This window comes from Photobacterium sp. BZF1 (genome assembly GCF_014349205.1).
Taxonomy (GTDB): domain Bacteria; phylum Pseudomonadota; class Gammaproteobacteria; order Enterobacterales; family Vibrionaceae; genus Photobacterium.
The window spans coordinates 63708-83287 of sequence record NZ_JACSOF010000001.1 but is presented as its reverse complement, the minus strand read 5'-3'; the positions used below and the strand labels follow the sequence as shown (position 1 = coordinate 83287).

At 47.3% G+C, this 19580-nt stretch carries 20 protein-coding genes; 11 read left to right on the top strand and 9 right to left on the bottom strand.

What is annotated here, in order from left to right:
* Nucleotides 1-9: 9 nt before the first annotated feature.
* From BIZ37_RS00395 to BIZ37_RS00385, 3 genes are read left to right on the top strand one after another with little or no spacing between them, the layout of a single operon-like run.
* Nucleotides 10-795, top strand: coding sequence for a hypothetical protein (locus BIZ37_RS00395; protein ID WP_187459824.1), 786 nt, complete (start codon nt 10-12; stop codon nt 793-795).
* Nucleotides 782-1438 carry a hypothetical protein gene (locus BIZ37_RS00390; protein WP_187459823.1) on the top strand — a complete coding sequence of 219 codons (657 nt, stop codon included), beginning with the start codon at nt 782-784 and terminating at the stop codon, nt 1436-1438. The genes BIZ37_RS00395 and BIZ37_RS00390 overlap by 14 nt, the downstream gene beginning before the upstream one ends.
* A complete protein-coding gene (locus BIZ37_RS00385; protein WP_187459822.1) occupies nt 1435-3915 on the top strand; it encodes an AAA family ATPase in 2481 nt (826 codons plus the stop codon). Before BIZ37_RS00390 ends, BIZ37_RS00385 begins: the two co-directional genes overlap by 4 nt.
* A 164-nt stretch (nt 3916-4079) precedes the next feature.
* Here BIZ37_RS00385 and BIZ37_RS00380 read toward each other — a convergent pair whose 3' ends face one another.
* On the bottom strand, nt 4080-4505 hold the full coding sequence (locus tag BIZ37_RS00380; protein WP_187459821.1) for a DUF45 domain-containing protein: 426 nt from the start codon (nt 4503-4505) through the stop codon (nt 4080-4082).
* A gap of 128 nt (nt 4506-4633) precedes the next feature.
* On the opposite strand from BIZ37_RS00380, the gene BIZ37_RS00375 reads away from it, so the two are divergent.
* Nucleotides 4634-5086: an isoprenylcysteine carboxylmethyltransferase family protein gene (locus BIZ37_RS00375; protein WP_187459820.1), complete on the top strand. Its 453-nt coding sequence runs from the start codon at nt 4634-4636 to the stop codon at nt 5084-5086.
* Nucleotides 5087-5115: 29 nt separating this feature from the next.
* Here the strand turns inward: BIZ37_RS00375 and BIZ37_RS00370 are convergent, their stop codons facing one another.
* Complete coding sequence (locus BIZ37_RS00370) at nt 5116-5895, bottom strand: helix-turn-helix transcriptional regulator (RefSeq protein WP_187459819.1); 780 nt, start codon at nt 5893-5895, stop codon at nt 5116-5118.
* 136 nt (nt 5896-6031) lie between these two features.
* Between BIZ37_RS00370 and BIZ37_RS00365 the strand changes: the two genes are divergently transcribed.
* The 3 genes from BIZ37_RS00365 (at nt 6032) to BIZ37_RS00355 (ending at nt 8209) form a co-directional block, all read left to right on the top strand.
* On the top strand, nt 6032-6412 hold the full coding sequence (locus BIZ37_RS00365) for an STAS/SEC14 domain-containing protein (RefSeq protein WP_187459818.1): 381 nt from the start codon (nt 6032-6034) through the stop codon (nt 6410-6412).
* Between the two features lie 126 nt (nt 6413-6538).
* Nucleotides 6539-7225 carry an acyloxyacyl hydrolase gene (locus tag BIZ37_RS00360; RefSeq protein WP_187459817.1) on the top strand — a complete coding sequence of 229 codons (687 nt, stop codon included), beginning with the start codon at nt 6539-6541 and terminating at the stop codon, nt 7223-7225.
* An 87-nt stretch (nt 7226-7312) separates the two neighbouring features.
* A complete protein-coding gene (locus BIZ37_RS00355; RefSeq protein ID WP_187459816.1) occupies nt 7313-8209 on the top strand; it encodes a 6-carboxytetrahydropterin synthase in 897 nt (298 codons plus the stop codon).
* A gap of 78 nt (nt 8210-8287) precedes the next feature.
* Here the strand turns inward: BIZ37_RS00355 and BIZ37_RS00350 are convergent, their stop codons facing one another.
* Both BIZ37_RS00350 and BIZ37_RS00345 read right to left on the bottom strand, forming a co-directional pair.
* Nucleotides 8288-9805, bottom strand: a complete 1518-nt coding sequence (locus BIZ37_RS00350) for a phospholipase D family protein (protein WP_222939532.1) — start codon at nt 9803-9805, stop codon at nt 8288-8290.
* A 541-nt stretch (nt 9806-10346) separates the two neighbouring features.
* A complete protein-coding gene (locus BIZ37_RS00345) occupies nt 10347-10934 on the bottom strand; it encodes a LysE family translocator (RefSeq protein WP_187459815.1) in 588 nt (195 codons plus the stop codon).
* Nucleotides 10935-11045: 111 nt separating this feature from the next.
* Between BIZ37_RS00345 and BIZ37_RS00340 the strand changes: the two genes are divergently transcribed.
* Nucleotides 11046-11489 carry an Lrp/AsnC family transcriptional regulator gene (locus BIZ37_RS00340; protein ID WP_187459814.1) on the top strand — a complete coding sequence of 148 codons (444 nt, stop codon included), beginning with the start codon at nt 11046-11048 and terminating at the stop codon, nt 11487-11489.
* 39 nt (nt 11490-11528) lie between these two features.
* Here the strand turns inward: BIZ37_RS00340 and BIZ37_RS00335 are convergent, their stop codons facing one another.
* The 5 genes from BIZ37_RS00335 to BIZ37_RS00315 all read right to left on the bottom strand — a co-directional run bounded on the left by BIZ37_RS00335 (nt 11529) and on the right by BIZ37_RS00315 (nt 15214).
* Nucleotides 11529-12296 carry a DUF2076 family protein gene (locus BIZ37_RS00335; protein WP_187459813.1) on the bottom strand — a complete coding sequence of 256 codons (768 nt, stop codon included), beginning with the start codon at nt 12294-12296 and terminating at the stop codon, nt 11529-11531.
* 176 nt (nt 12297-12472) lie between these two features.
* Complete coding sequence (locus BIZ37_RS00330) at nt 12473-13042, bottom strand: YceI family protein (protein ID WP_187459812.1); 570 nt, start codon at nt 13040-13042, stop codon at nt 12473-12475.
* A complete protein-coding gene (locus BIZ37_RS00325) occupies nt 13043-13579 on the bottom strand; it encodes a cytochrome b (RefSeq protein ID WP_187459811.1) in 537 nt (178 codons plus the stop codon). It lies immediately after the preceding gene.
* Nucleotides 13580-13786: 207 nt separating this feature from the next.
* The gene (locus tag BIZ37_RS00320; RefSeq protein WP_222939531.1) at nt 13787-14521 is read right to left on the bottom strand and encodes an HAD family phosphatase; all 735 of its coding nucleotides are present in this window, start codon (nt 14519-14521) and stop codon (nt 13787-13789) included.
* A gap of 147 nt (nt 14522-14668) precedes the next feature.
* Complete coding sequence (locus BIZ37_RS00315) at nt 14669-15214, bottom strand: helix-turn-helix domain-containing protein (RefSeq protein WP_187459810.1); 546 nt, start codon at nt 15212-15214, stop codon at nt 14669-14671.
* A gap of 425 nt (nt 15215-15639) precedes the next feature.
* Between BIZ37_RS00315 and BIZ37_RS00310 the strand changes: the two genes are divergently transcribed.
* Genes BIZ37_RS00310 through BIZ37_RS00300 form a run of 3 tightly spaced genes read left to right on the top strand, consistent with a single transcriptional unit; the run spans nt 15640 to nt 19533 of the window.
* Entirely contained in the window at nt 15640-18051 is a 2412-nt protein-coding gene (locus tag BIZ37_RS00310) for a DMSO/selenate family reductase complex A subunit (protein ID WP_187459809.1), read from the top strand.
* A gap of 13 nt (nt 18052-18064) precedes the next feature.
* Nucleotides 18065-18691, top strand: coding sequence for a DMSO/selenate family reductase complex B subunit (locus BIZ37_RS00305; RefSeq protein WP_039469785.1), 627 nt, complete (start codon nt 18065-18067; stop codon nt 18689-18691).
* The gene (locus BIZ37_RS00300; RefSeq protein WP_187459808.1) at nt 18688-19533 is read left to right on the top strand and encodes a DmsC/YnfH family molybdoenzyme membrane anchor subunit; all 846 of its coding nucleotides are present in this window, start codon (nt 18688-18690) and stop codon (nt 19531-19533) included. Before BIZ37_RS00305 ends, BIZ37_RS00300 begins: the two co-directional genes overlap by 4 nt.
* The last annotated feature ends 47 nt before the right edge of the window (nt 19534-19580 follow it).

Genomic DNA, 19580 nt, shown 5'->3' with positions numbered 1-19580 from the left:
GGATACGCTATGAACACTCTACCCGACCTGAGTCCGAGCGCTGAGCAGATATACCTGCAGATTATGACTGGCGCGGGCCCGAAGCTGAAGGCAACGCTGAAAATGGCCAAGAAGGCGTGTGACTTGATCGCCGACAGCGGTAACAAAATGAGTTATGCCACTATCGCCAGATTGGGTCAGGAGCATTTTGGTGGCCCAGCCTACAGCACCATCGCCAACTCCAATTCCAAGGCGAAGCCCTACATCGACTTGCGCATCAAGGAGTACCAGGCTGCGTACCCGGTTAAGACCCCGAATATCAAGGCTACGTTGGGTACGCGCACCATCGACGTCAGCGCATTAGACCCGTCTACGCGGCGTATGGTAATGGATCTGCAACAGCGTAACCAGTTGCTCGAAGGCATACAGAAAGATCTAGAAAAGCGGGTGCTCCAGGAAACACGGCAGGCTCCGCACGACACAGCGCAAGCAATCACCATGGGGGTTGATCCGGTGACAGGCGGTCTGCCGGTCCCTGAACGCACAGGAAAGCAGGTAACGGGCTCGACCCCGGCTGTATTGCCGGACAGTGCCAGCCAGGCATACCCCCGCGAGGTGATTAAGGTGATCCGTCGCCTGCTAGAAATGGTTGACCCGGATGATCCTGACCGGCAGGAAGCCACGGTGCGTTGGAGTCAGCACCAAGGACAGCCTTACTTACTGGGTGAAACGGAAATCGAAGAAGCGGTATTGGTCACCGAAACAGAACTGCCTGTTCTGGCTGCATGGCTGGAGAAAGCTGATGAACATCAATGAGGCCATCACGGCTTTCAAGAAGTGGGACAAGGACAACAAGGAAGCGACAGGTGAGGTAGTATTGGCCAAGCACCAAGAGCTTTTCACTTTGTGGGCTTCATCGCTATCAACAGAGGATGCCTTACAGATAGTGATCCAAGCGTATGAGCGATTGAAACCCTCACCGACAAAGGGGTACGCGGGCGTGCAACTTTGGCAGGCCTATCGGGCTTCCAAACAGGGTGATGATTGGCTGCCTTACGTCAACGAGAAAAATCCAAGTGAGTTGAACAAAAGTTCGATGGCTGCGGAAATGGAGGCAACCCGTAACCTGTTTCGGTCGAAGAAGGATCGGATCGGCGTCGAACAAAGCCCGATCATCATTGACCTCAACCACCTGGAAGAGGAGCTCCGGAATCTCGGTATCCTAGGGAGTTTGGTTCCTGGCGCTATTGGCAGTAACGGCGAGTCAGTTTTGGAGGAGATACACAGCAGTTCACAGGTGATAACAGCCTTGCGACAGGAACTGAAAGTCACCAAGACGGCCCTTGCAACTGCAATAACGCGGGCTGAAAAGGCAGAGAATAAACTTGAGGCTTGCCAACGCGAAGGTGTAGATGAGATGGCCCGGGCACTGGATACCTTGAAGAGAAACCCCCTATGACCGAAATGAAACCCTTCACCGGCGATGTGCGTGTTACCTCTATCCGAGGCGTCAAAGGAGAGTTCACCACCTTCATTGCTGTTGCATCAGACAAGCGTGTTTCAACCGGTCAATTTGCCCGTTATGTGGTCAAAGCCAGCGCAAGCCTGCTGAATTACGAAAAGGTAGAAGAGGGCCAGAGTTGGTTTGTTGGTGGAGTCGTAACGCGTCAGGCGCGTACTGTCCGGCATAAAACGGAAATCAGGGAATATTATCTTGAGCCGGATGAAATTTATCTGAAACGGCCCGCTGGCCCACATATAGTCTGGCACCTGCAGAACTATCGGGTTCGAATCAAGAATAAGATGGTTAAGGTGTATAGAGGCATCAGTAGTGTCAAGGCCAACGCGTTATGGGAGTGCTTTGGAGAAGACCTTTTTACCCTGTTAGACAATGGTGACGTCGCTGGGCTCATGGGATGTACCAAAGTGACGATCACCGAGCGGACGGCCAACATCCTGGTTCAGGGTTGGGCGCAATACGGTGATAGTGAAGTCTTCAAGTGGCTTGGTAAGCGTGGCTTTGACCGCCAGACCGGGGAAATGGTCTATGAGTTTCACGGTGAAGACGCTATTAGGGCTATCGAAGAAAACCCTTACCGACTCGCTGTGTTCTCTCCAACAGACTGGCTTAAGGTCGATAAGTTTGCCCGGAAGAACTTCTCGGTTGAGCGCGACGATTCGCGCCGTATACGTGCAGGCATTGAGAGCGCCCTCTGGGATCTGTTTACCGATGGTGGTCATACCTGCTGCACCCAGGAAACTCTCACAGAAAAGCTTCAGGAAAAGCTGGGTGTTGAGCATGACCGCATTGCTCTAGCGAAGGTGTTAGGGTTGCTCACTGACCGTTACCAGTTCACCTCTGACGGACTGGTGCGCCTGATGGAACCGGCCGTTATGGAGCAGATTGTTGCACAGCGTATCACTGACCTGATTAAGGGGCCGATGTCCCTTCCCCTGAACGCTGCCCAAGTCGACGATGTAATCGCTAATTTCGAGCAGCAGAAGACAGATGAGTTACGCAGAAAAGACGTTTTTAATCAATATGATATATTTGAACTCAACAAAGAGCAGCGCCTCGCTGTGACGACGTGCCTGTATAATCGTTTCTCTGTAATCACAGGAGGGGCTGGCGTGGGTAAGACTACCGTGTTGGAGGCGCTGTACGCTTTATTTGATAAGGTCGGGTTCAAGCGAATCCAGATGGCCCTATCTGGTCGGGCTGCAAAACGTATGACCGAGACGACAGGGGAGCGCAGCCGAACCATTGCCGGTTACCTGAAGCGCTTCAAGTGGCGTCGGATGGTGGCCAAGAATAAGATACTCAATATGCCACCGGAGCAGACATTCCTGGTGCTGGATGAGACCAGTATGATTGATATCCACAGCATGTATCAGGTGATCCGTCACACGCCACCGCAAGTACGGATCATCCTCATTGGCGACCCTTATCAACTCCCTCCGGTTGGGCCAGGGCTAGTCTTGCAGGATTTGATCACACCTCGTGACGGCAACCCGCCAAAGATCCCCTGTGTTGAGTTGTCGGTAGTTAAGCGTCAGGGCGCTGATAGTCTAATCCCCCGTTTTGCAAAGCTAGTACGACGTGGCAAGGGTCAGTGGGTAGACATCGTCTCGAGTGAACCGAACGATGATATCTCGTTCGTTGAGTGCGAAAGAACCGAGATCAACCAGACTGTCCTTCGCCTGATGAAAGACGATCCAAATAACACACAGATCCTCTGTGCGACTCGGGGTTCTAAGCCCACGAAGCAGGAACTAGCAACTAAACAGGGCATCGAGAAGATCATGAAGCGCCCTGGTTCTGCTGAATTGAACGCACTTGCGCAGCGGATGTTCAACCCAAACCCCGAATCGCTAGATGTTCAGGACTACGAAGGTAATTGGATGCGGACAGGACTGCGCCGGGGCGATCCTATCATGTGCATAGATAATTTGTATGAACGAGGATTGCGCAACGGCGACACGGGTCGCATTACAGACGTTTACGAAACTCCCAAACTGGTCAAGCTAAAAGTTGAATATGCCGACGAAGAAGACGTGACTTTAGGTGCAGACGCAAAAGAGATCGAGGTGCTGAGCTTTGGCCAGATAGAGTGGGATGATGGTAAAACCCGAGAAGTCATCGAGCAGGACGTGGCACACTTCACCCTGTCGTACTGCATTACGGTGCATAAAAGCCAAGGCAGTCAGTACCCGAAGGTGATCATCCCGGTAATTAAAAGTCAGATCTTGGATAGAACCCTGTTATACACTGCCATCACCCGTGCCAAGGTCAAGGTGATTCTGGTTGGTGACAAGGATATAGCTCGTAAAGCGACTATCGAACAACCTCACGCTTTCCTGCGCTGGGTACTACTTGCGCGCTCGGTTCAGGCATTGCTGGATGCTGAATTGGATGGTAAAGCGGAAACCAAGTAAGCCGTCCCAAACCTTTTTAGAGTCTACTTGTTTATTGTCTCTCGACTGTAAGATGTCGTGAAATTGATGAGATGGACTCGTAATGCGTAGATGTCAATTCATAAAGTTACGAGTTCTCCTTTTTCTTGAAAGCTATATAGAATGGGGGTTACGAACGCACACAGTTAAACTCGTAAAAAAAGTGGTCTCCCTTTCTGGTACTCTTTTTCTCTGATATGAGCAAGCTCATGCACCACGATCATACGCAGTAATGGCAAAGGAGCCTGCTTAAAGATAGTTGAAACCCGTATCTCATTTTTGGCTTTGAGTTTGTTGCCGTGAACACGCGAAACGAAGCTGTGCATTCCCAGTGCATGGTTAACCATGTGGATCTTGCCGTCGTAAGCCACTTTGCTGACAGGCGATGACTTCTTCAGGTATTGGTTTTTCAGCTCAATCACATAATCGTAGAGCGCTTTCTCTGACTGGATAGTATGTTGCTCTGGGTATTTCTTTAATAGATAACGTTTTAGGTTCCCTTGCTCGACCAGTTGGCTGACTTGGCCAATGAGTTGATCAGGGTAGCCTTGGAGGTATTTTAGTTTTTGCATTTATGCAGCCAGATATTACTCAACAAGGGAATTGAGCCGCGATTTTAAACATTTTGTAAGATCTGGGCAATCACAGGCTAGGATTGGGACAATAAGAGACACTAAAATAGAAGAAAAAGGAGGCAAAAATGGAATTACGTTTACCCCCACCTTTGGTGCTGCTCATTACCCTTGGTTGTATGTATGCCCTTGCTCAATATTGGCCACTTTACACTTTTTCATTTTCGGCCCAGATGTTGATTGTTCTAGGGTGTTGCTTGTTAGGGACATTCCTTGGTTTGGCTGCGGTGTGGTCATTTTCCAAGGCCCGAACCACGATTGACCCCCGTTTCCCCAATAAAACATCCAAGTTAGTAACATCAGGTATTTACCGCTTTTCACGTAACCCTATGTACCTTGGCTTGTTGTGCTTTATATGTGCGGCGTTTGTCTATCTTTCGGCACTTAGCCCTTTGCTCATGGTCGTGCTATTCGTCTTCTATATGAACCATTTCCAGATAGCGCCTGAAGAAGCAGTATTGCAAGCAATGTTTCAAGAGAAGTTTGAACAATACTGCCAACAAGTTAGACGTTGGTGTTAAGTCAGTGAGTGCAAATGAACTGTCAGGTCTTATTGGTTGGGGCGTTTGATATATGCACTTGGCGTACTTCCCGTTTGCTTGCGGAAGAAACTAACAAATGCGCTGTCGCTGGAAAAGTTCAGTTCAAAAGCAACGGTCGAGACCGGTTTGTTCTCAGACAGAAGTTCTATCGCCTTCATAAGACGCCATTGTTGGCGCCAGGCTTGATAGGGCATACCTGTTTCCCGAGAGAAAATTCGTGATATGGTTTTTTCACTGGCTCCTATCGATAGGGCTGTTTCATTCAGTGGTAGCGGAGAATGACCTTCTTTATCTAGTTTGTTCAACCATGCCTCCAGCCTTTTGTCTGAAGGTATAGGCAACAACAAGCTTTCATCAGGGGCTGCTTTGAGTTCTTGCCAAAATAATTCCACCAGTGCTTTTTGCTCTAAATAAGGCATATCCCAGGGCCAAAAAGCCATTCTTTCAATCAGTTCGCGCAGCAGTGGGTTGACGTCCATGATCTTGATTTGGTCACCATGCCGTTCTAAGTGAGAGACATCGAAATACACCGAACGGTAGGCGACAACATTGGTCATGACGGCACAATGGCGAACACCCGCTGGAATCCAAGCTGCGCGAGTAGGCGGTAAGATACACTGCTGATTTTCCAACGTAATACTCATAGAACCAGAAGGGGCGTAGAGCAGTTGGGCTTTCTGGTGGCTGTGCATGCCTGAGTCATGGCGGCCAATACTCGCGGCAATGCCAACAACTTGGCTGTTAATTGTGTCTGGGTTGAATCTGTCTTCTTCGGTGATAAGAGCCATATTGGTGAGATTACAGCTTGGGCCTTGGTTGAATAATAGCGAGAACAAGAGGTTAAGTACACGGGTGACTTCAGCCAGCTACTCAGGCTACTAGGGTATAAACTATGGAGATAGCCGGATGCAATGAGGAGTAAACATGAGTTATGTCCATGGTATCCACCTTGAGGTTGAGCGGTTAGATGATTTGGTCTTTATGGAGCTGAAAGCTGTCGGTACCTTAACCCATGCCGATTATGAAAAGATAACGCCATTGATAGAAGACGCTTTAGAAGGGATCGAGAACCCAATCGTCAATGTGTACTTTGATGGCACCGACTTTGAAGGATGGGATCTACACGCAGCCTGGGACGACCTGAAGCTTGGCCTCAGGTTTGGTCGAAAATTCAATAAAGTGGCTATTTATGGTAACCAACACTGGCAAGAAGTGATGAGTAAAGTGGGGAGCTGGTTTGTCAGTGGGGAAGTGCTTTATTTTGAAGACTCTTTAGAGGCAATTAGCTGGCTACGAGAAGAATAAAACAGGCATGAAATAAGATAGCGTTACCTAGTATTGCGTCTATGTTTACATTAAGATGCTGATAGTTTTGGGGAAAGCTAAGCAGACCCTAGTAAAAAGATAAATTTCGCTACAGGTATGGTGAAAATGAAAAGGAATGTAATTGCGTCTGGGGTTTTGTTGTCGCTATTTTCTATGCAGGCATGGTGCAGTGAGAGCGCTAATGTACAAGCTTCATCAAAGAGTGTAGAAGTGCCTGTTGTTCAGGAGCCCGGTTTCCAATATTTTGTTGGCCTTCGAGGTGGTGGCAATTTGCTCGGTAATGATGACACCGCCTCCATCTCTACCGGAAATATTGATTCTGATGATGGGGACTATGGCGTTTTTGGTGGATTAGACTTGGGTGTTTACATGCCTAACGATCGCGGGCGTGTGTATTACAGCTTTGAGTACCACTCTACAACGACTCAGTTTGATGGTCAGGACGCCTATGACACTAATGTTGGTTTACACCTTTTAAGTGCTGATCATATTTTCCGCCCGCAAGGCTCTGTAAGGCCTTTTGTTGGTTTGCATATTGGTTATGCCTTCGCAGAAACCGATTCTGATTTTTCAGATAATTATGATGAAAGTGGCATTGTATTCGGCTTTCAAGCCGGTTTGGGTTGGGATGTCATGGATGATCTGGGCCTAGAGGTTGGCTTGCGCCATACTGTTCTTCCTTCAGACCGACGTTCTTGGCAGGCAGAAAATAGTGCCGGTGAGCCTGTGACCGTTGAAACGCAGCTCAAAGGGGTGACATCTGCCTATCTTGGCGCCACCTATCGTTTTTAATGGTTCACTGGATAGCTTGAGCGGTTTACTCAGGAATTTAGCTGCGTATAATGCCTTGCCGCAACCAGAATCAGTAAGGACTTCAGTTTGAAGCTATTTGTTAGAGATCTTACCGTCATCGATGCCTCTTACCTTTGCCAACAACGAGGTATGGTAGGGGAGAGTTGGATTCTCGATGTGGTGATGTCGGGCGAATTGAATGAAATGAGCATGGTGCTCGATTTCAGCCGGGTAAAAAAACAAATCAAACAGATTGTTGACGAATATGTTGATCATCGATTGATTGTCCCGAGCCAAAGCGATGCAATTCGTACAGCAGCAACCAAACCGGGTTACGCTACCGTTGATTTGTTGCGTGGAGACAAAAGCCTTCACCTGCACTGTCCAGAGCAAGCATATTGCTTTATCGAAGACAGTGAAGTCACTATCGAGTCTGTCACACGCCATATCTATAAAGTACTCGAAGGAAAGCTGCCAGAGAATGTACAAGGGTTGGAGCTAACGCTTCGCCACGAGCATATCCCAGGACCGTTTTATCACTACAGCCACGGTTTGAAAAAACACGATGGTAACTGTCAGCGAATTGCTCATGGCCACCGTTCACCGGTTGAGTTAGTGATTAACGGTCAGCGAGATACCGCTTTGGAGCAACAATGGGCTGAGCGCTGGCAGGACATTTACCTTGGTAGTACCGAGGATGAATGCGTGTTGAGCGAGCTTAACTTGAGCTCACTTGCTGCAAATGTGACTGAGCAAACTCACCATGCATTTCGCTACACAGCGCCGCAAGGAGAGTTTGAGCTAGCGATTGCCCGTAGTGATGTTGAGATGATAGATACCGATACGACGGTTGAGTTGCTTGCCCAATATATTGCAGAACAGGTGAGTACCTCTGTAGCATCAGGCTCAACCATTGAAGTTATTGCCTATGAAGGTGTCGGTAAAGGTGCGATGGCATCGGCTCATGGTCAAATGAAGCGTTAATTTGTCCTAAGACGTTCGTTAAAGCAGATTTCATTAAAAGCCCCATCAACATGATTGTTGATGGGGCTTTTTTGCTAATTAGAGTTGGTCTTCTATAGGAAGCAGTCCAGCAAACCAGGCTGAGAAACGAAGGAATAGCCCTGAGTCAGGTTCTTTCCGCTTTATAATTCCGCTTACATCATTGTGCCACTCAAGGTTACCTGATTCATCCAATGCTAAGCGGTATGTGTTTTTCTTTAGGTTTCTGTCTACTTGGCGATATAACAGCTCACCGAACTCACTTGATTCAATCAACACCCCCATTTCCGTATTCAGGTAGGCAGAGCGGGGATCGAAGTTAAAGGAACCGACGAACAGCTTTTTGCGATCGATAATAAAAGTTTTTGCATGCAAACTGGTTCGGGAGCTACCCAACCATGAGCGTTTTTTCTTAAGGCTAGGATCGACCTTAACTTCATACAATTTGACTCCACCGGCGAGCAGGGGCTCTCGGTACTTGGCGTACCAACCATGAACCGCAAATACATCATTGGAGGCGAGAGAATTAGTAATTATCGTGACATCGATACCCTCATCAACGGCTTGGACAAGGGCATCAGCTCCTTGTGATGTTGGTACAAAATAGGGTGATACCAGTAAGAGTTCGCTGTCAGCTTGCTCAAGGATCGCGCCCAGTTGGTGGAGCATGAGATCGGTGTCTTCGGGTGAATACACTTTCGAGGGAAGGTCATAGTGTACTTCAGCTTTTCCCCAGTAAAACTCTAGTGTTTTATTTTTAATATGATCCGTGAGTGGAAGTTTAGCCATCGACTCCATATATTCGGAGTGCTTAAAGTCACGCTTGAGTTCAGTTTCCCATTCGAATACTTCTTCTGGTGTTGGCTTGGGCTGGGGTTGTACCAACGACTCAATAGGTATCGCAGGTTTACTGTTCCAATAGAGATCAAACTGAACGGAAATATCTGTAATGGCATCACCGACCATAAGAATATCAAAGTCACCAAAGTCAATGGCGCTGTTTGCTGCGAAGTATTCATCGCCGATATTCCGTCCTCCAGTAATGGAAAAAGCATTATCGGCAATTAAGGCTTTATTGTGCATTCGGCGATTGAGCCTGTCGAAGTCACTGATGAAACCAAAGATGCGTGACTTTCTGTTAACGAAAGGGTTGAACAGGCGAATTTTAATATTCGGATGACTCGACAATCTAGCGAGTGACGTGTCGTTACGTGACTGCATGTCATCCAGTAAAATCCTTACTCGCACACCTCGCTCGGCGGCTTGGTAGAGAGCGTAAGTCATCAGTGAACTGGTACTGTCGCTGCGGTAAATATAATACTGAAGATCTAGACTATGCTCGGCACTATAAATTAATGCCAACCGGGCCAGAAAAGCCTCTTGACCATCACCAAGCGGATAGAAACCGGTTAGGTCTGCATAGTCATCAAGGTAAGGCTTAACCTGACGCCCTAGCTCGGTTTGTGCATCGAATGGAATAGTATATGTTGGCGTTTTTTCTGCTTCAGGCAACGATGAGCAACCAAAAAATGAAATAAATCCGACAACAAGAGCAAAGTATTGAACAAAGCGCAGCAAGTTAATTCAAACCTTATAGTTATAATCTTCTCTAAACATAAGTTTTAATTGTAGTTATTACCTTGCGTATTGCCTAGCGACAGACTCGAAAACTGTGCTAGAACTTTGGCTAAAATCGTAACAAGAAGCCACATTTTGAGTTCGACCTCACAAATTTCTATATGCATAAAGGTTTTGCGCTTTTATTAAAATTCATTGATAAACTGATGATAAATTAATCTTGTTCGGATATTTACTTTCCATTTGGCCTATTTTTTAGTGATTAATTCTATTTAAGGGGGCTCTATCTAGGTGTTTGATGTTTAATAAGGTATTCCAATGTGCATCAACTTACGTATATTAAAGTTAAGTCCATAAAGTGTGCTTCAGCACAATGGGATGAAGTTTTAGACCGTGGTATGTAATTTTTAAAAGGAGTTATGGTTATGGCTAAGCGTGTATCAAATAAGCGTATTAAAGAAATCCTAGATAATGCAAAAGAGAAGAAATAAACCTTGAAAGCCTCCACTCCGGAGGCTTTTTTTACTTCATAATATGCCAGTTATAAAGCCTGGCTCAAGGAAACAACCAGCAATGCGGCCATCGCGATATTGAAGTATTTCATCTTGGTTGGGTGCTGAATAAGAGATTGCAGCTGCCGCCCGGCAAAGGTCCATATGCTGACTGAAGGGATATTAACAACAGCAAATACCAATGAAATGAGCGCTATCCCACGCCAGTCTGATGTGGTGTTATATACGCTGACAGTCGTGATTGCCATTGTCCAACCTTTGGGGTTAACCCACTGAAAACCCGCAGCCGAAAAGAAAGTCATAGGTTGGTATTGGGTTGTATTAGAAAAGGCCGGTTTACTTTTTGCAATCTTAAACGCTAAGTAAAGTAAGTACATGACGCTAACAACTTGCAATATCTGATGCAATATCGGGTAACTCTGGAACACACCGACTAAACCAATCCCCACTAGAATCACCATGAAGCTAAAGCCAAAGATGATCCCCATCATATGGGGTATGGTGCGTAAAAAGCCGACATTCGCACCCGAGGTCATTAACATAATATTGTTAGGCCCAGGGGTAACTGTCGAAACAAAAGCAAATGTAACAAGTGCAATGAGGTGTTGGTATTCCATAATGTTGCCTAGTTGGTCTGTTCATCTTTAATCTGTATATTAATGAAAGAGGCAGGCAATTTTGTGTCTAACTTTGCTTGATAAACACCTAAATCACAATAAAGTTGCGTGATGGATAGATTTGACGAAAAAATATTGCAAGAGCTACAGCGGGATGGCCGATTAACCAACGTTGAGTTATCTCAAAGGGTAGGGTTGTCGCCATCGGCGACACTCAGGCGCGTTCAGGAGCTCGAGAAGCAAAAGGTCATTACCGGTTATAAGGCGATCTTAAACCAGACCAAAATGGGGGTAGGGTTTGTTGCCTATGTAAGTGTTGGATTGGCTAACCACAGCAAAAAGTCGCAGTTGGACTTCGAATCCCATATTTGTTTGGCTAAGCAAGTCGTGGAGTGCCATAACATCACGGGTGCGAGTGAGTACCTGCTAAGGGTCGAAACTTCAGATCTGAATGCTTACAAGCGCTTTCATGCAGACGTGCTGGGTGAGATCCCTCAGGTAAACTCGATTAGTACCATGGTAGTGATGGACACGCCAAAAGATAATAGAGGCTAAAAAGGGCACGAATCGTGCCCTATAGAGATGGTGAGGTGGTTATTCGTCTCCACCGAAGTCAAAGCCGCCGTCATCACCGCCACCACCGAAGAAGTCGTCTTCGCTGCTGAAACCATTGTTGGCTAGTGTGTCGTCAAAGTCGGTATTTTCAAAGCCATCGCTACCAAAGCCTGCATCACCGAAACCGGCATCGCCAAAACCTTCACTGCTGCCACCCAGTCCATCGGTACCAAAGCCGCCTGTGTTGTCAGTGTATTCTGAAGCAAAGCTTGAGGAATCATCCAAGAAACCACCGCTGCTTTCTTCTGCGCCAGAGCTCGCTAATGCATCATCTGCAGGAGCTTCTTCGGCTGGCGTGTCTGTAGCTTGTGCATCCGTTGAGGCCATGGCATCAGCTGCCGGGTCATCATTGTTGAACAGCATATTGCTGATCATGTTACCAGCTACCATACCCACAGCAACGCTGGCTGCCGTTTGCATAAAGCTACCAAAGGCACTTGGTTGGTGGGTTGGTTGTGGCGGTTGAGGGGCAGGGCGGTTGCCACCCATCATCTTGCTTAGTGCGCCTCGGTTAGCTTCAGATTTGTGGTGCTCAACGCACTTCTCAAGGTACTCATTCTTTTGCTTGAGTTCTTTCAACGCCATTTCTTGCACAAGAACAGCTTGGGTAAGCTTGTAGACTGCATCATCCTGTGCGCCGATTTCATTGTTGATCAAGCTTTCTGCTTCTGCATCCTTGGTTTTATTTGGGCTTTGCTTCAGTTTGTTGGCGACATTCTGAATCAGCTCTTTTTCTTGTGGTGTCATGATTTACCTTCTCATTGAGTAGCACGTCATTATGCTTTGTTTTTATGACATTCATCCTAGCGCATGGTTCCTGTTTCGATCTGTAACCATGCGTAAAAAATGTTGCTGAACGGTTGAAATGCATACAAAAAATCCGGCAAATAGCCGGATTTTGCATTTATTTGACATTGAGATGGTTATTGGCGAATGCCTTCAACATGAAGTTCGATATCGGCATAGCTTGAAGAGCCCATTACTTGAATACCAAAATCTTTAAACTCGATACGGGTGGTGCCAGTGAAACCGGCGCGGTAGCCACCCCATGGGTCTTCACCTTCACCAATGAATTGGGCATCAATGGCAATAGGTTTGGTTTGACCGTGCAGGCTTAGCTCACCAAAGATGGTCATCTCGCCATTGCCTTTTGGCTCTACTTTGGTTGAGGTAAATGTTGCAGTTGAGAACTTACCCGCATCAATAAAATCGGCACTGCGTAAGTGCTTATCACGCTCAGCATGGTTACTGTCAAGGCTGGTGGTATCAACATTCACTTTTACTTTAGAAGCTGACAAGTTTTGTGGATCGTAGCTAAACGTACCGTCAAAAGTATTAAAACGACCTTTGATGAAGCTATAGCCCAGGTGATCGACTTTGAAGTTGATAGAGGCATGAGCACCTTTTGTATCAATGGCGTAATCAGCCGCTTGAGCAATACCTGAAACAGATGCCGCTGCCATTAGTCCCATGGCGATGATGTGCTTTTTCATTTACTTTACTCCCAACATTTTTTTTAGGGTGTTGTCTTTATTTATGAAGTGGTGCTTGAGCGCCGCGAGGGCATGCAAGCTAGCGAGTCCGATAAGGGCAAAGGCGAGGTAATAGTGCACCTCTCCTGCAATATCTGCTTGGTTAGGGAATAACTCCCCCATAGACGGTACTGCGAACCAGTCGAAGACTTCGATTGCACGTCCATCGGCTGTTGAAATGAGATAGCCAGACATGAATATACAGAGAAGCAAAATGTAGATGAGGCCATGTGCCATTTTTGCTGCAGCGATTTCCCATGCCGCGCCTTCAATTGCTGGTTGTTTTTTGACGTGCTTCCATATCAACCTGAAGAGCGTTAGCAGAGCAAGGCAGATGCCGACTGATTTATGCCAGTGGGGAACAGGCTTATACCACTGCGAATAATAATTGAGGTCAACCATCCACAAGCCTACTGCAAATAGCCCTATCACGGTGAGGGCTGTAAGCCAGTGAATGAAGATGGATAATCCATCGTATGTCTTTCTGTCCTTGTTCATCTTGTTCTACCGTATGTCACTTATACGGTTATTGTAGACATCACTGTCAAGAACATAAGTACTAACAATTGAACAACAACATCAAATTATCTGAATAACATTGGGTGCTAGAGATAAATATGAATTAACGGATGAGGATGAATCAAAGATTTAATGGCTGTTAAACCGTCGCCTTGAATGACGACGGTTTATGTAAAGAGGGGAGCTTCAGCGCAGGATATTGTTATCGTGGCGCCAATCCATGATAGTCCACTCATTCATCTGGGCGTGAAGCGCCAGTGCAGGGTCCGGGTTGACGGCAAATGGGCGATCGACTGCGTCCAATAGTGGAAGGTCGTTGATAGAGTCGCTGTATCCGTAACTGCCTTTGAACGTGGTATCTTGTTGGTCGAGCCAAGCTTTCATCCTGATCACCTTTCCATATTGGTAACTGAGTGTACCTGTTGTCTTACCAGTGAATTTACCATCGACCTGTTCCAGATTTATGGCAATGGCGTCGTCAGCACCGAGTAGTTGAGCAATAGGTTTAACTAGGTGCTCACCGGTAGCCGATATCACCAAAATGGTATCGCCACGGCGCTTGTGCCACTCAATTCGCTCAATCGCATCTTGGTATAGCGCAGGCTTGATGCGCTGAACAATGAACTCATCCACTAAACCTGCGATGGCTGTATCATCCATACCAATCATCGGCTTGAGTGTTGCCTGCATATAGTCGTCCATATCCATCTGGCCTTTGGCGTAGGCTTCCATCATCTCTTTTTCTTCTTGCAGAAGTGATGATGGCGCCACACCCTTCTCGACCAAGTAGGCACTCCATAGGCTAGCAGAGTCAGCAGCAATCAATGTTTCATCTAAATCGAAAATCGCGAGGTAAGGTGTCACTTTTTTTGCCGGCTGCTTGTTTGTAGAGTTAATGTGTGCAGAGTTATTGGTTGTCAAACTGTGTTCCTATCATCTTTTTTGTATACGTTAGCTTTTGCTAAGCCGTTTTCTAACGGCATTCGCTCAGTTTCGATAGAGACTATGCAAGGGGGATGACAGTTAGTTTGCAAGACTATGACCTTTTTGCGTCACAAATCCATTTTGTTAATAGTTGACGATGATCACCACTTTGGCATCTTCATCACCAGGGTTGATATATCTGTGCTCTTGCATTGAATCGAAAGTAATGGAGCTACCCGCTTTGAGCACATAAGACTGGCCGCTCACTACTAATTCAAGTACACCCTGATTAACGAAAATTTGCTCTGTGGTGCTGTTTGTATGATTCGATTTTGAATAATTGCAGCCAGGCTTGAAGGTGCCGTGGAATACTTCATAACCGCTAGTCGGCGAGAAAGGAAAAATACTATGGATGATCATTTTACCGTCATCATCCATCACCGGAATCATATCTTCGATATTCTGTACATCAACCTCTGAGGATGAGTTTTCCAGCAAAGTTTCCAGTTTAATTTTGAGCCCGTTAGCGATTTTCCAAACGGTGGCAATGGTCGGCATCGACTCCGATCTTTCTATCTGGCTCAGCATGGTTTTGCTGACACCCGTCATAGCAGACACTTTGTCGAGACTTAGGCCCATTTTCTTACGGGTGCTTTTTAAGTTGTCCCCCAACACGGAAAAGTCGTCCATTTTTACCTCTTTTGAAACTTGTTGCTTAGATGACCAACATCACCACTGGCTTTAACGCTGACAGACAGCGCCTAAAGAGGGTGAATCATAGTTGCTGTATACGAGCTTCGCAACTCGAATATAAAGGGTTTAATTACAGAGTGTTAGGTCTGAAGAATGCAGAAAGCAACCTATTGATGCGCTGAATGGCAACAAGCGCTACCTCTATTAACAACAATCTCAAATTGACAATGCAAAAAATCCGTTGGACACTATAACGGATTTTTGTTCGCTATAAAGAATTTTTAGCGATGGATGAGTTGATAGCAATACCTTTACGACATCTCGGTACCCGTACATCAACTCATCTTTTTTGTTTTTCCCATGATAAGTGCAATGGGACATGGGCAACTTAATTTATATCAATACTGATTACGGAGTAGAGGATGAGCGATACGGATTTCTCTAAAATGAGACGCCGGACATTCATGAAGTGGGGGGCGGCTGTTGGTGGCGTGGCAATGGCACCTTTGCCGTTCAAAACGGTGGCAGCCGAAGAACCTGAAATACCTGCCGGTGATACAAATACAGCTTGGTCAGCTTGTATGGTGAACTGCGGAAGTCGATGTGCCCTTCGGGTGCATACCAAAGATGGGGTGATCACCCAAATTGAAACGGATAACCGGGGTGATGACAGCGAATTCGGCCAGCACCAGATACGAGCTTGCCTGCGAGGCCGCTCAATCAAGCACCGGGTATACAACCCAGATCGGCTCAAGTATCCGATGAAACGTATTGGTAAGCGTGGCGAAGGCCGCTTCCAACGTATTAGCTGGGATGAAGCCTTTGATTTAATGGCGGACAAGCTGAAGTATACCCTCAAAGAGTACGGCAACGACGCAGTGCATATTACCTATGGCTCTGGCACCCAAGGGCTGCGTACAGACGGCAAAGATTGCTTTAAGCGCCTAATGAACCTGATGGGTGGTTTCCTCGACTACTACGGTAACTACAGCTGGGGCCAAATCCAGTTTGCACTACCTTTTACCTATGGCAGTTCCAAGCCATCGGCTTACGGCTCCTATACCACGGAAATTGAAAATGCCGAGCTGCTGGTGATGTTCGGTTACAACCCGGCTGAAACACGAATGAGTGGCGGCGGTGAGATCCACGAACATATTAATGCCCAGCGTAAGCGCAACGTGCGTACCATCATTATCGACCCACGCTATACCGATACCATGCTGGGTAAAGAAGATGAGTGGATCCCAATCCGTCCGGGTACTGATGCTGCTTTGGTTGAAGGTATCGCCCATGTGTTGATCACCGAGAACCTGGTTGATCAGGATTTCCTCGATAAGTACTGCCAAGGTTTTGATGAGAAAACCCTGCCTGACAGCGCACCTGAAAATGGTCATTATAAAGCGCATATTCTTGGGCAAGGGCCTGATGGTATAGAGAAAACACCTCAATGGGCATCTAAAATTACCGGTGTTTCAGCCAAGAAAATTATTCAACTAGCCCGTGAAATTGGTACCGCTAAACCTTGCTTTATTACTCAGGGGACGGGTATCCAGCGCCAGTCCAATGGTGAGCAAACATCCCGTGCAATCGTAATGTTGCCAATTCTTACGGGTAACATTGGCCTTGCGGGCACGAATACCGGCGATATGCCAGCTAACTATGGCTATCCTGCGCCTCGCTTACCTGTCGGCTCAAATCCCATTTCAACCCGGGTTACCTTCTTCAAGTGGGTGGATGCTATCTGGCGTCACCATGAAATGACGGATAAATCTGATGGCCTACAAGGCGGCGATAAGCTAGAAAATCCTATCAAGTTTATTATTTCCTGTGCCAGTAACGTGTTGATGAACCAGCATGCGGGCTTGAACCGTCAGGCAGAGATCTTGGGAGATGAGTCACTTTGTGAGTTTATCGTAGTGTGTGATAACCACATGACAGCTTCTGCTCGCTGGGCTGATTTGCTGCTGCCAGATGTGACTACGCTTGAAAATACCGAAGTTAGCTCAGACGGCTACTCTTCGGGTTCGATGGCCGCTCTGTTCCCGCTTGAAAGGGTTATTGAGCCACTGTTTGAAACCAAGAGCGTATATGAAATGTGTGCCGAACTTTCAAAGCGTTTTGGTTTATACGAACAGTTTACGGAAGGTCGCACTCATGATGAGTGGTTGGAATTCCTTTATAGCGAACGAATGAAGCAAGACCCAGCGATCCCGAGCTTGGCAGATTTGCGTAAGCAGGGTCCGTACCGGATTGTCGCCCCGAAAGAAGGGCGTATCGCATTGGAAGATTTCCGTAAAGACCCTGTTGCCAACCCGGTAGGAACCCCATCAGGCCGGATCGAAATCTATTCCACGAAGCTTGAGACCATTGCCAAAGAATGGGATTTGGTCGAGGGCGACATCGTGACACCACTGCCTCAGTATGTGGTTAGTTGGGACAGTCATTTAGACCCAAGGGCTAAGGACTTCCCGTTACAAATTGCAGGCTATCACACCAAGGGGCGTACGCATTCTACGTACCATAATATCCCGTGGCTGCGCGAAGCCGTCTTTGACGGGCTGTGGATCAACCCAATTGATGCCAACAAGCGTGGCTTGCAAAGTGGAGACCACGTCAAAATCTGGAATGACCGCGGTGAGATCCGTATGGCTGTGAAGGTTACGCCACGAATCATGCCCGGTGTTGTCGGCTTAGGTCAGGGCGCTTGGTACTCGCCGGATAAAAACGGCGTCGATTTAGGGGGTTGTGTCAATACACTTACCAATCAGCGTGCAACACCATTGTCCAAGGGCAACGGCCAGCACTCCATCCTCGTTGAAGTCGCAAAAGTCTAAGGAGCGGGTATAAATGACTCAGTATGGTTTTCACGTTGATACCAGTAAGTGCACAGGCTGCAAAACGTGCCAGGTATCTTGCAAAGATAGAAGTGACCTGCCGGTTGGTGTGAATTGGCGTCGGGTATATGAATACGCAGGTGGTGACTGGGTAATGGGCACTGACGGTACCTATACCAATGATGTTTTCGCCTACTACATGTCGGTGAGTTGCAATCATTGTAGCAACCCTGCCTGTACCAAGGCTTGTCCAACCGGTGCAATGCACAAAAGAAAAGAAGATGGCTTGGTTGTTGTTGATGGCGATGTGTGTGTAGGGTGTCGCTATTGCGAAATGGCTTGCCCTTATGGTGCACCGCAGTACAACCCTGAAAAGAAACACATGACCAAATGTGATGGTTGCTATGAGCGTATCGGCACTGGGCAAAAGCCAGTTTGTGTGGAGTCCTGCCCGCTGCGTGCCTTGGACTTTGGGCCGATTCATGAGCTGCGTGAGAAATATGGCGCACGGGCCGACATTGCACCGTTGCCTGATCCTCGTTTGACAAGCCCGAACCTGATTGTTAGCACTTGCTCCAACAGCAAACTAAGTGGTGATACCAAAGGGAAAATCCAGAATCCAACGGAGGTGGGGGCATGAGCCAGCTATCACTTGTTATCTTTACTGTCTTGGCACAGGCTGCTGTCGGTATGTTCATTGCCTTAGGCCTGGTTGAAATGCGGCTAAAACCCAATGAGAAGGTGATGACCCAGAGTTTCATTGCGGTCTTTGTCCTGCTGGGTGTCGGTGCTATGGCGTCTGTCACCCACCTAGGCCAACCATTCCGTATGTTTAACGTTATGTTTGGTCTTGCCCACGGTAGCGCACTTAGCCTTGAGATTGTCGGCCTTAGCCTATTTGGTGGTGCGGGCGCTGCATATACCGGTATGCGCCTTTTTGATATCAGGCCAGATGTTCGGAAATTCCTGTTGCCAATCGCAATGGTGATGGGGCTGGTTTTCATCCTTGCGATTGCAAATGTGTATACGTTGGCCACTGTACCGACTTGGAACACGCCGTTTACCTCATTCCAGTTCTTGATGACGGCTGCGGTTCTTGGGCCTATTGCTGCAGCGGTAATGCTTCGCTTGCAAGCCAAGGGAATGGGAGAGTTGGCGGCGAAAGCGGATAAAACCCTTGCCGTTTCGGCTGCGGCCTTTGGCACTATTGCTTTGATGGGGTACGCGGCATATTTGGTATGGCTTGGTCAGCTAAACGTCCACGTAAACCCATTTGAGGTGGTGGACTATTCATTCCGTGTGGCTCTGATTCGTGTCGGTTTGTTGATGGCAGGGATCATTTTCTGGCTGGTCAGCGCAACCAAGGGCAACCATAGCACCAAGTCTGTAGCCTTTGCCAGTTTCGCTATCGTACTAGCTTCAGAGTTGATGGGACGTGCATTTTTCTATGACGTATTTATCAGTGCGGGCAGCGGTATGTAATTAGCTCAGCAACGTCTCAGTTGAATAAGCGTAATAAAAAGATGAAG

Coding starts and splice junctions, on each gene's coding strand:
- BIZ37_RS00360 (WP_187459817.1), top strand. CDS start 6,539: ATGAAAAGGAATGTAATTGCGTCTGGGGTTTTGTTGTCGCTATTTTCT.
- BIZ37_RS00395 (WP_187459824.1), top strand. CDS start 10: ATGAACACTCTACCCGACCTGAGTCCGAGCGCTGAGCAGATATACCTG.
- BIZ37_RS00335 (WP_187459813.1), bottom strand. CDS start 12,296: ATGACACCACAAGAAAAAGAGCTGATTCAGAATGTCGCCAACAAACTG.
- BIZ37_RS00390 (WP_187459823.1), top strand. CDS start 782: ATGAACATCAATGAGGCCATCACGGCTTTCAAGAAGTGGGACAAGGAC.
- BIZ37_RS00310 (WP_187459809.1), top strand. CDS start 15,640: ATGAGCGATACGGATTTCTCTAAAATGAGACGCCGGACATTCATGAAG.
- BIZ37_RS00325 (WP_187459811.1), bottom strand. CDS start 13,579: ATGAACAAGGACAGAAAGACATACGATGGATTATCCATCTTCATTCAC.
- BIZ37_RS00300 (WP_187459808.1), top strand. CDS start 18,688: ATGAGCCAGCTATCACTTGTTATCTTTACTGTCTTGGCACAGGCTGCT.
- BIZ37_RS00365 (WP_187459818.1), top strand. CDS start 6,032: ATGAGTTATGTCCATGGTATCCACCTTGAGGTTGAGCGGTTAGATGAT.
- BIZ37_RS00330 (WP_187459812.1), bottom strand. CDS start 13,042: ATGAAAAAGCACATCATCGCCATGGGACTAATGGCAGCGGCATCTGTT.
- BIZ37_RS00370 (WP_187459819.1), bottom strand. CDS start 5,895: ATGGCTCTTATCACCGAAGAAGACAGATTCAACCCAGACACAATTAAC.
- BIZ37_RS00345 (WP_187459815.1), bottom strand. CDS start 10,934: ATGGAATACCAACACCTCATTGCACTTGTTACATTTGCTTTTGTTTCG.
- BIZ37_RS00385 (WP_187459822.1), top strand. CDS start 1,435: ATGACCGAAATGAAACCCTTCACCGGCGATGTGCGTGTTACCTCTATC.
- BIZ37_RS00305 (WP_039469785.1), top strand. CDS start 18,065: ATGACTCAGTATGGTTTTCACGTTGATACCAGTAAGTGCACAGGCTGC.
- BIZ37_RS00315 (WP_187459810.1), bottom strand. CDS start 15,214: ATGGACGACTTTTCCGTGTTGGGGGACAACTTAAAAAGCACCCGTAAG.
- BIZ37_RS00380 (WP_187459821.1), bottom strand. CDS start 4,505: ATGCAAAAACTAAAATACCTCCAAGGCTACCCTGATCAACTCATTGGC.
- BIZ37_RS00375 (WP_187459820.1), top strand. CDS start 4,634: ATGGAATTACGTTTACCCCCACCTTTGGTGCTGCTCATTACCCTTGGT.
- BIZ37_RS00340 (WP_187459814.1), top strand. CDS start 11,046: ATGGATAGATTTGACGAAAAAATATTGCAAGAGCTACAGCGGGATGGC.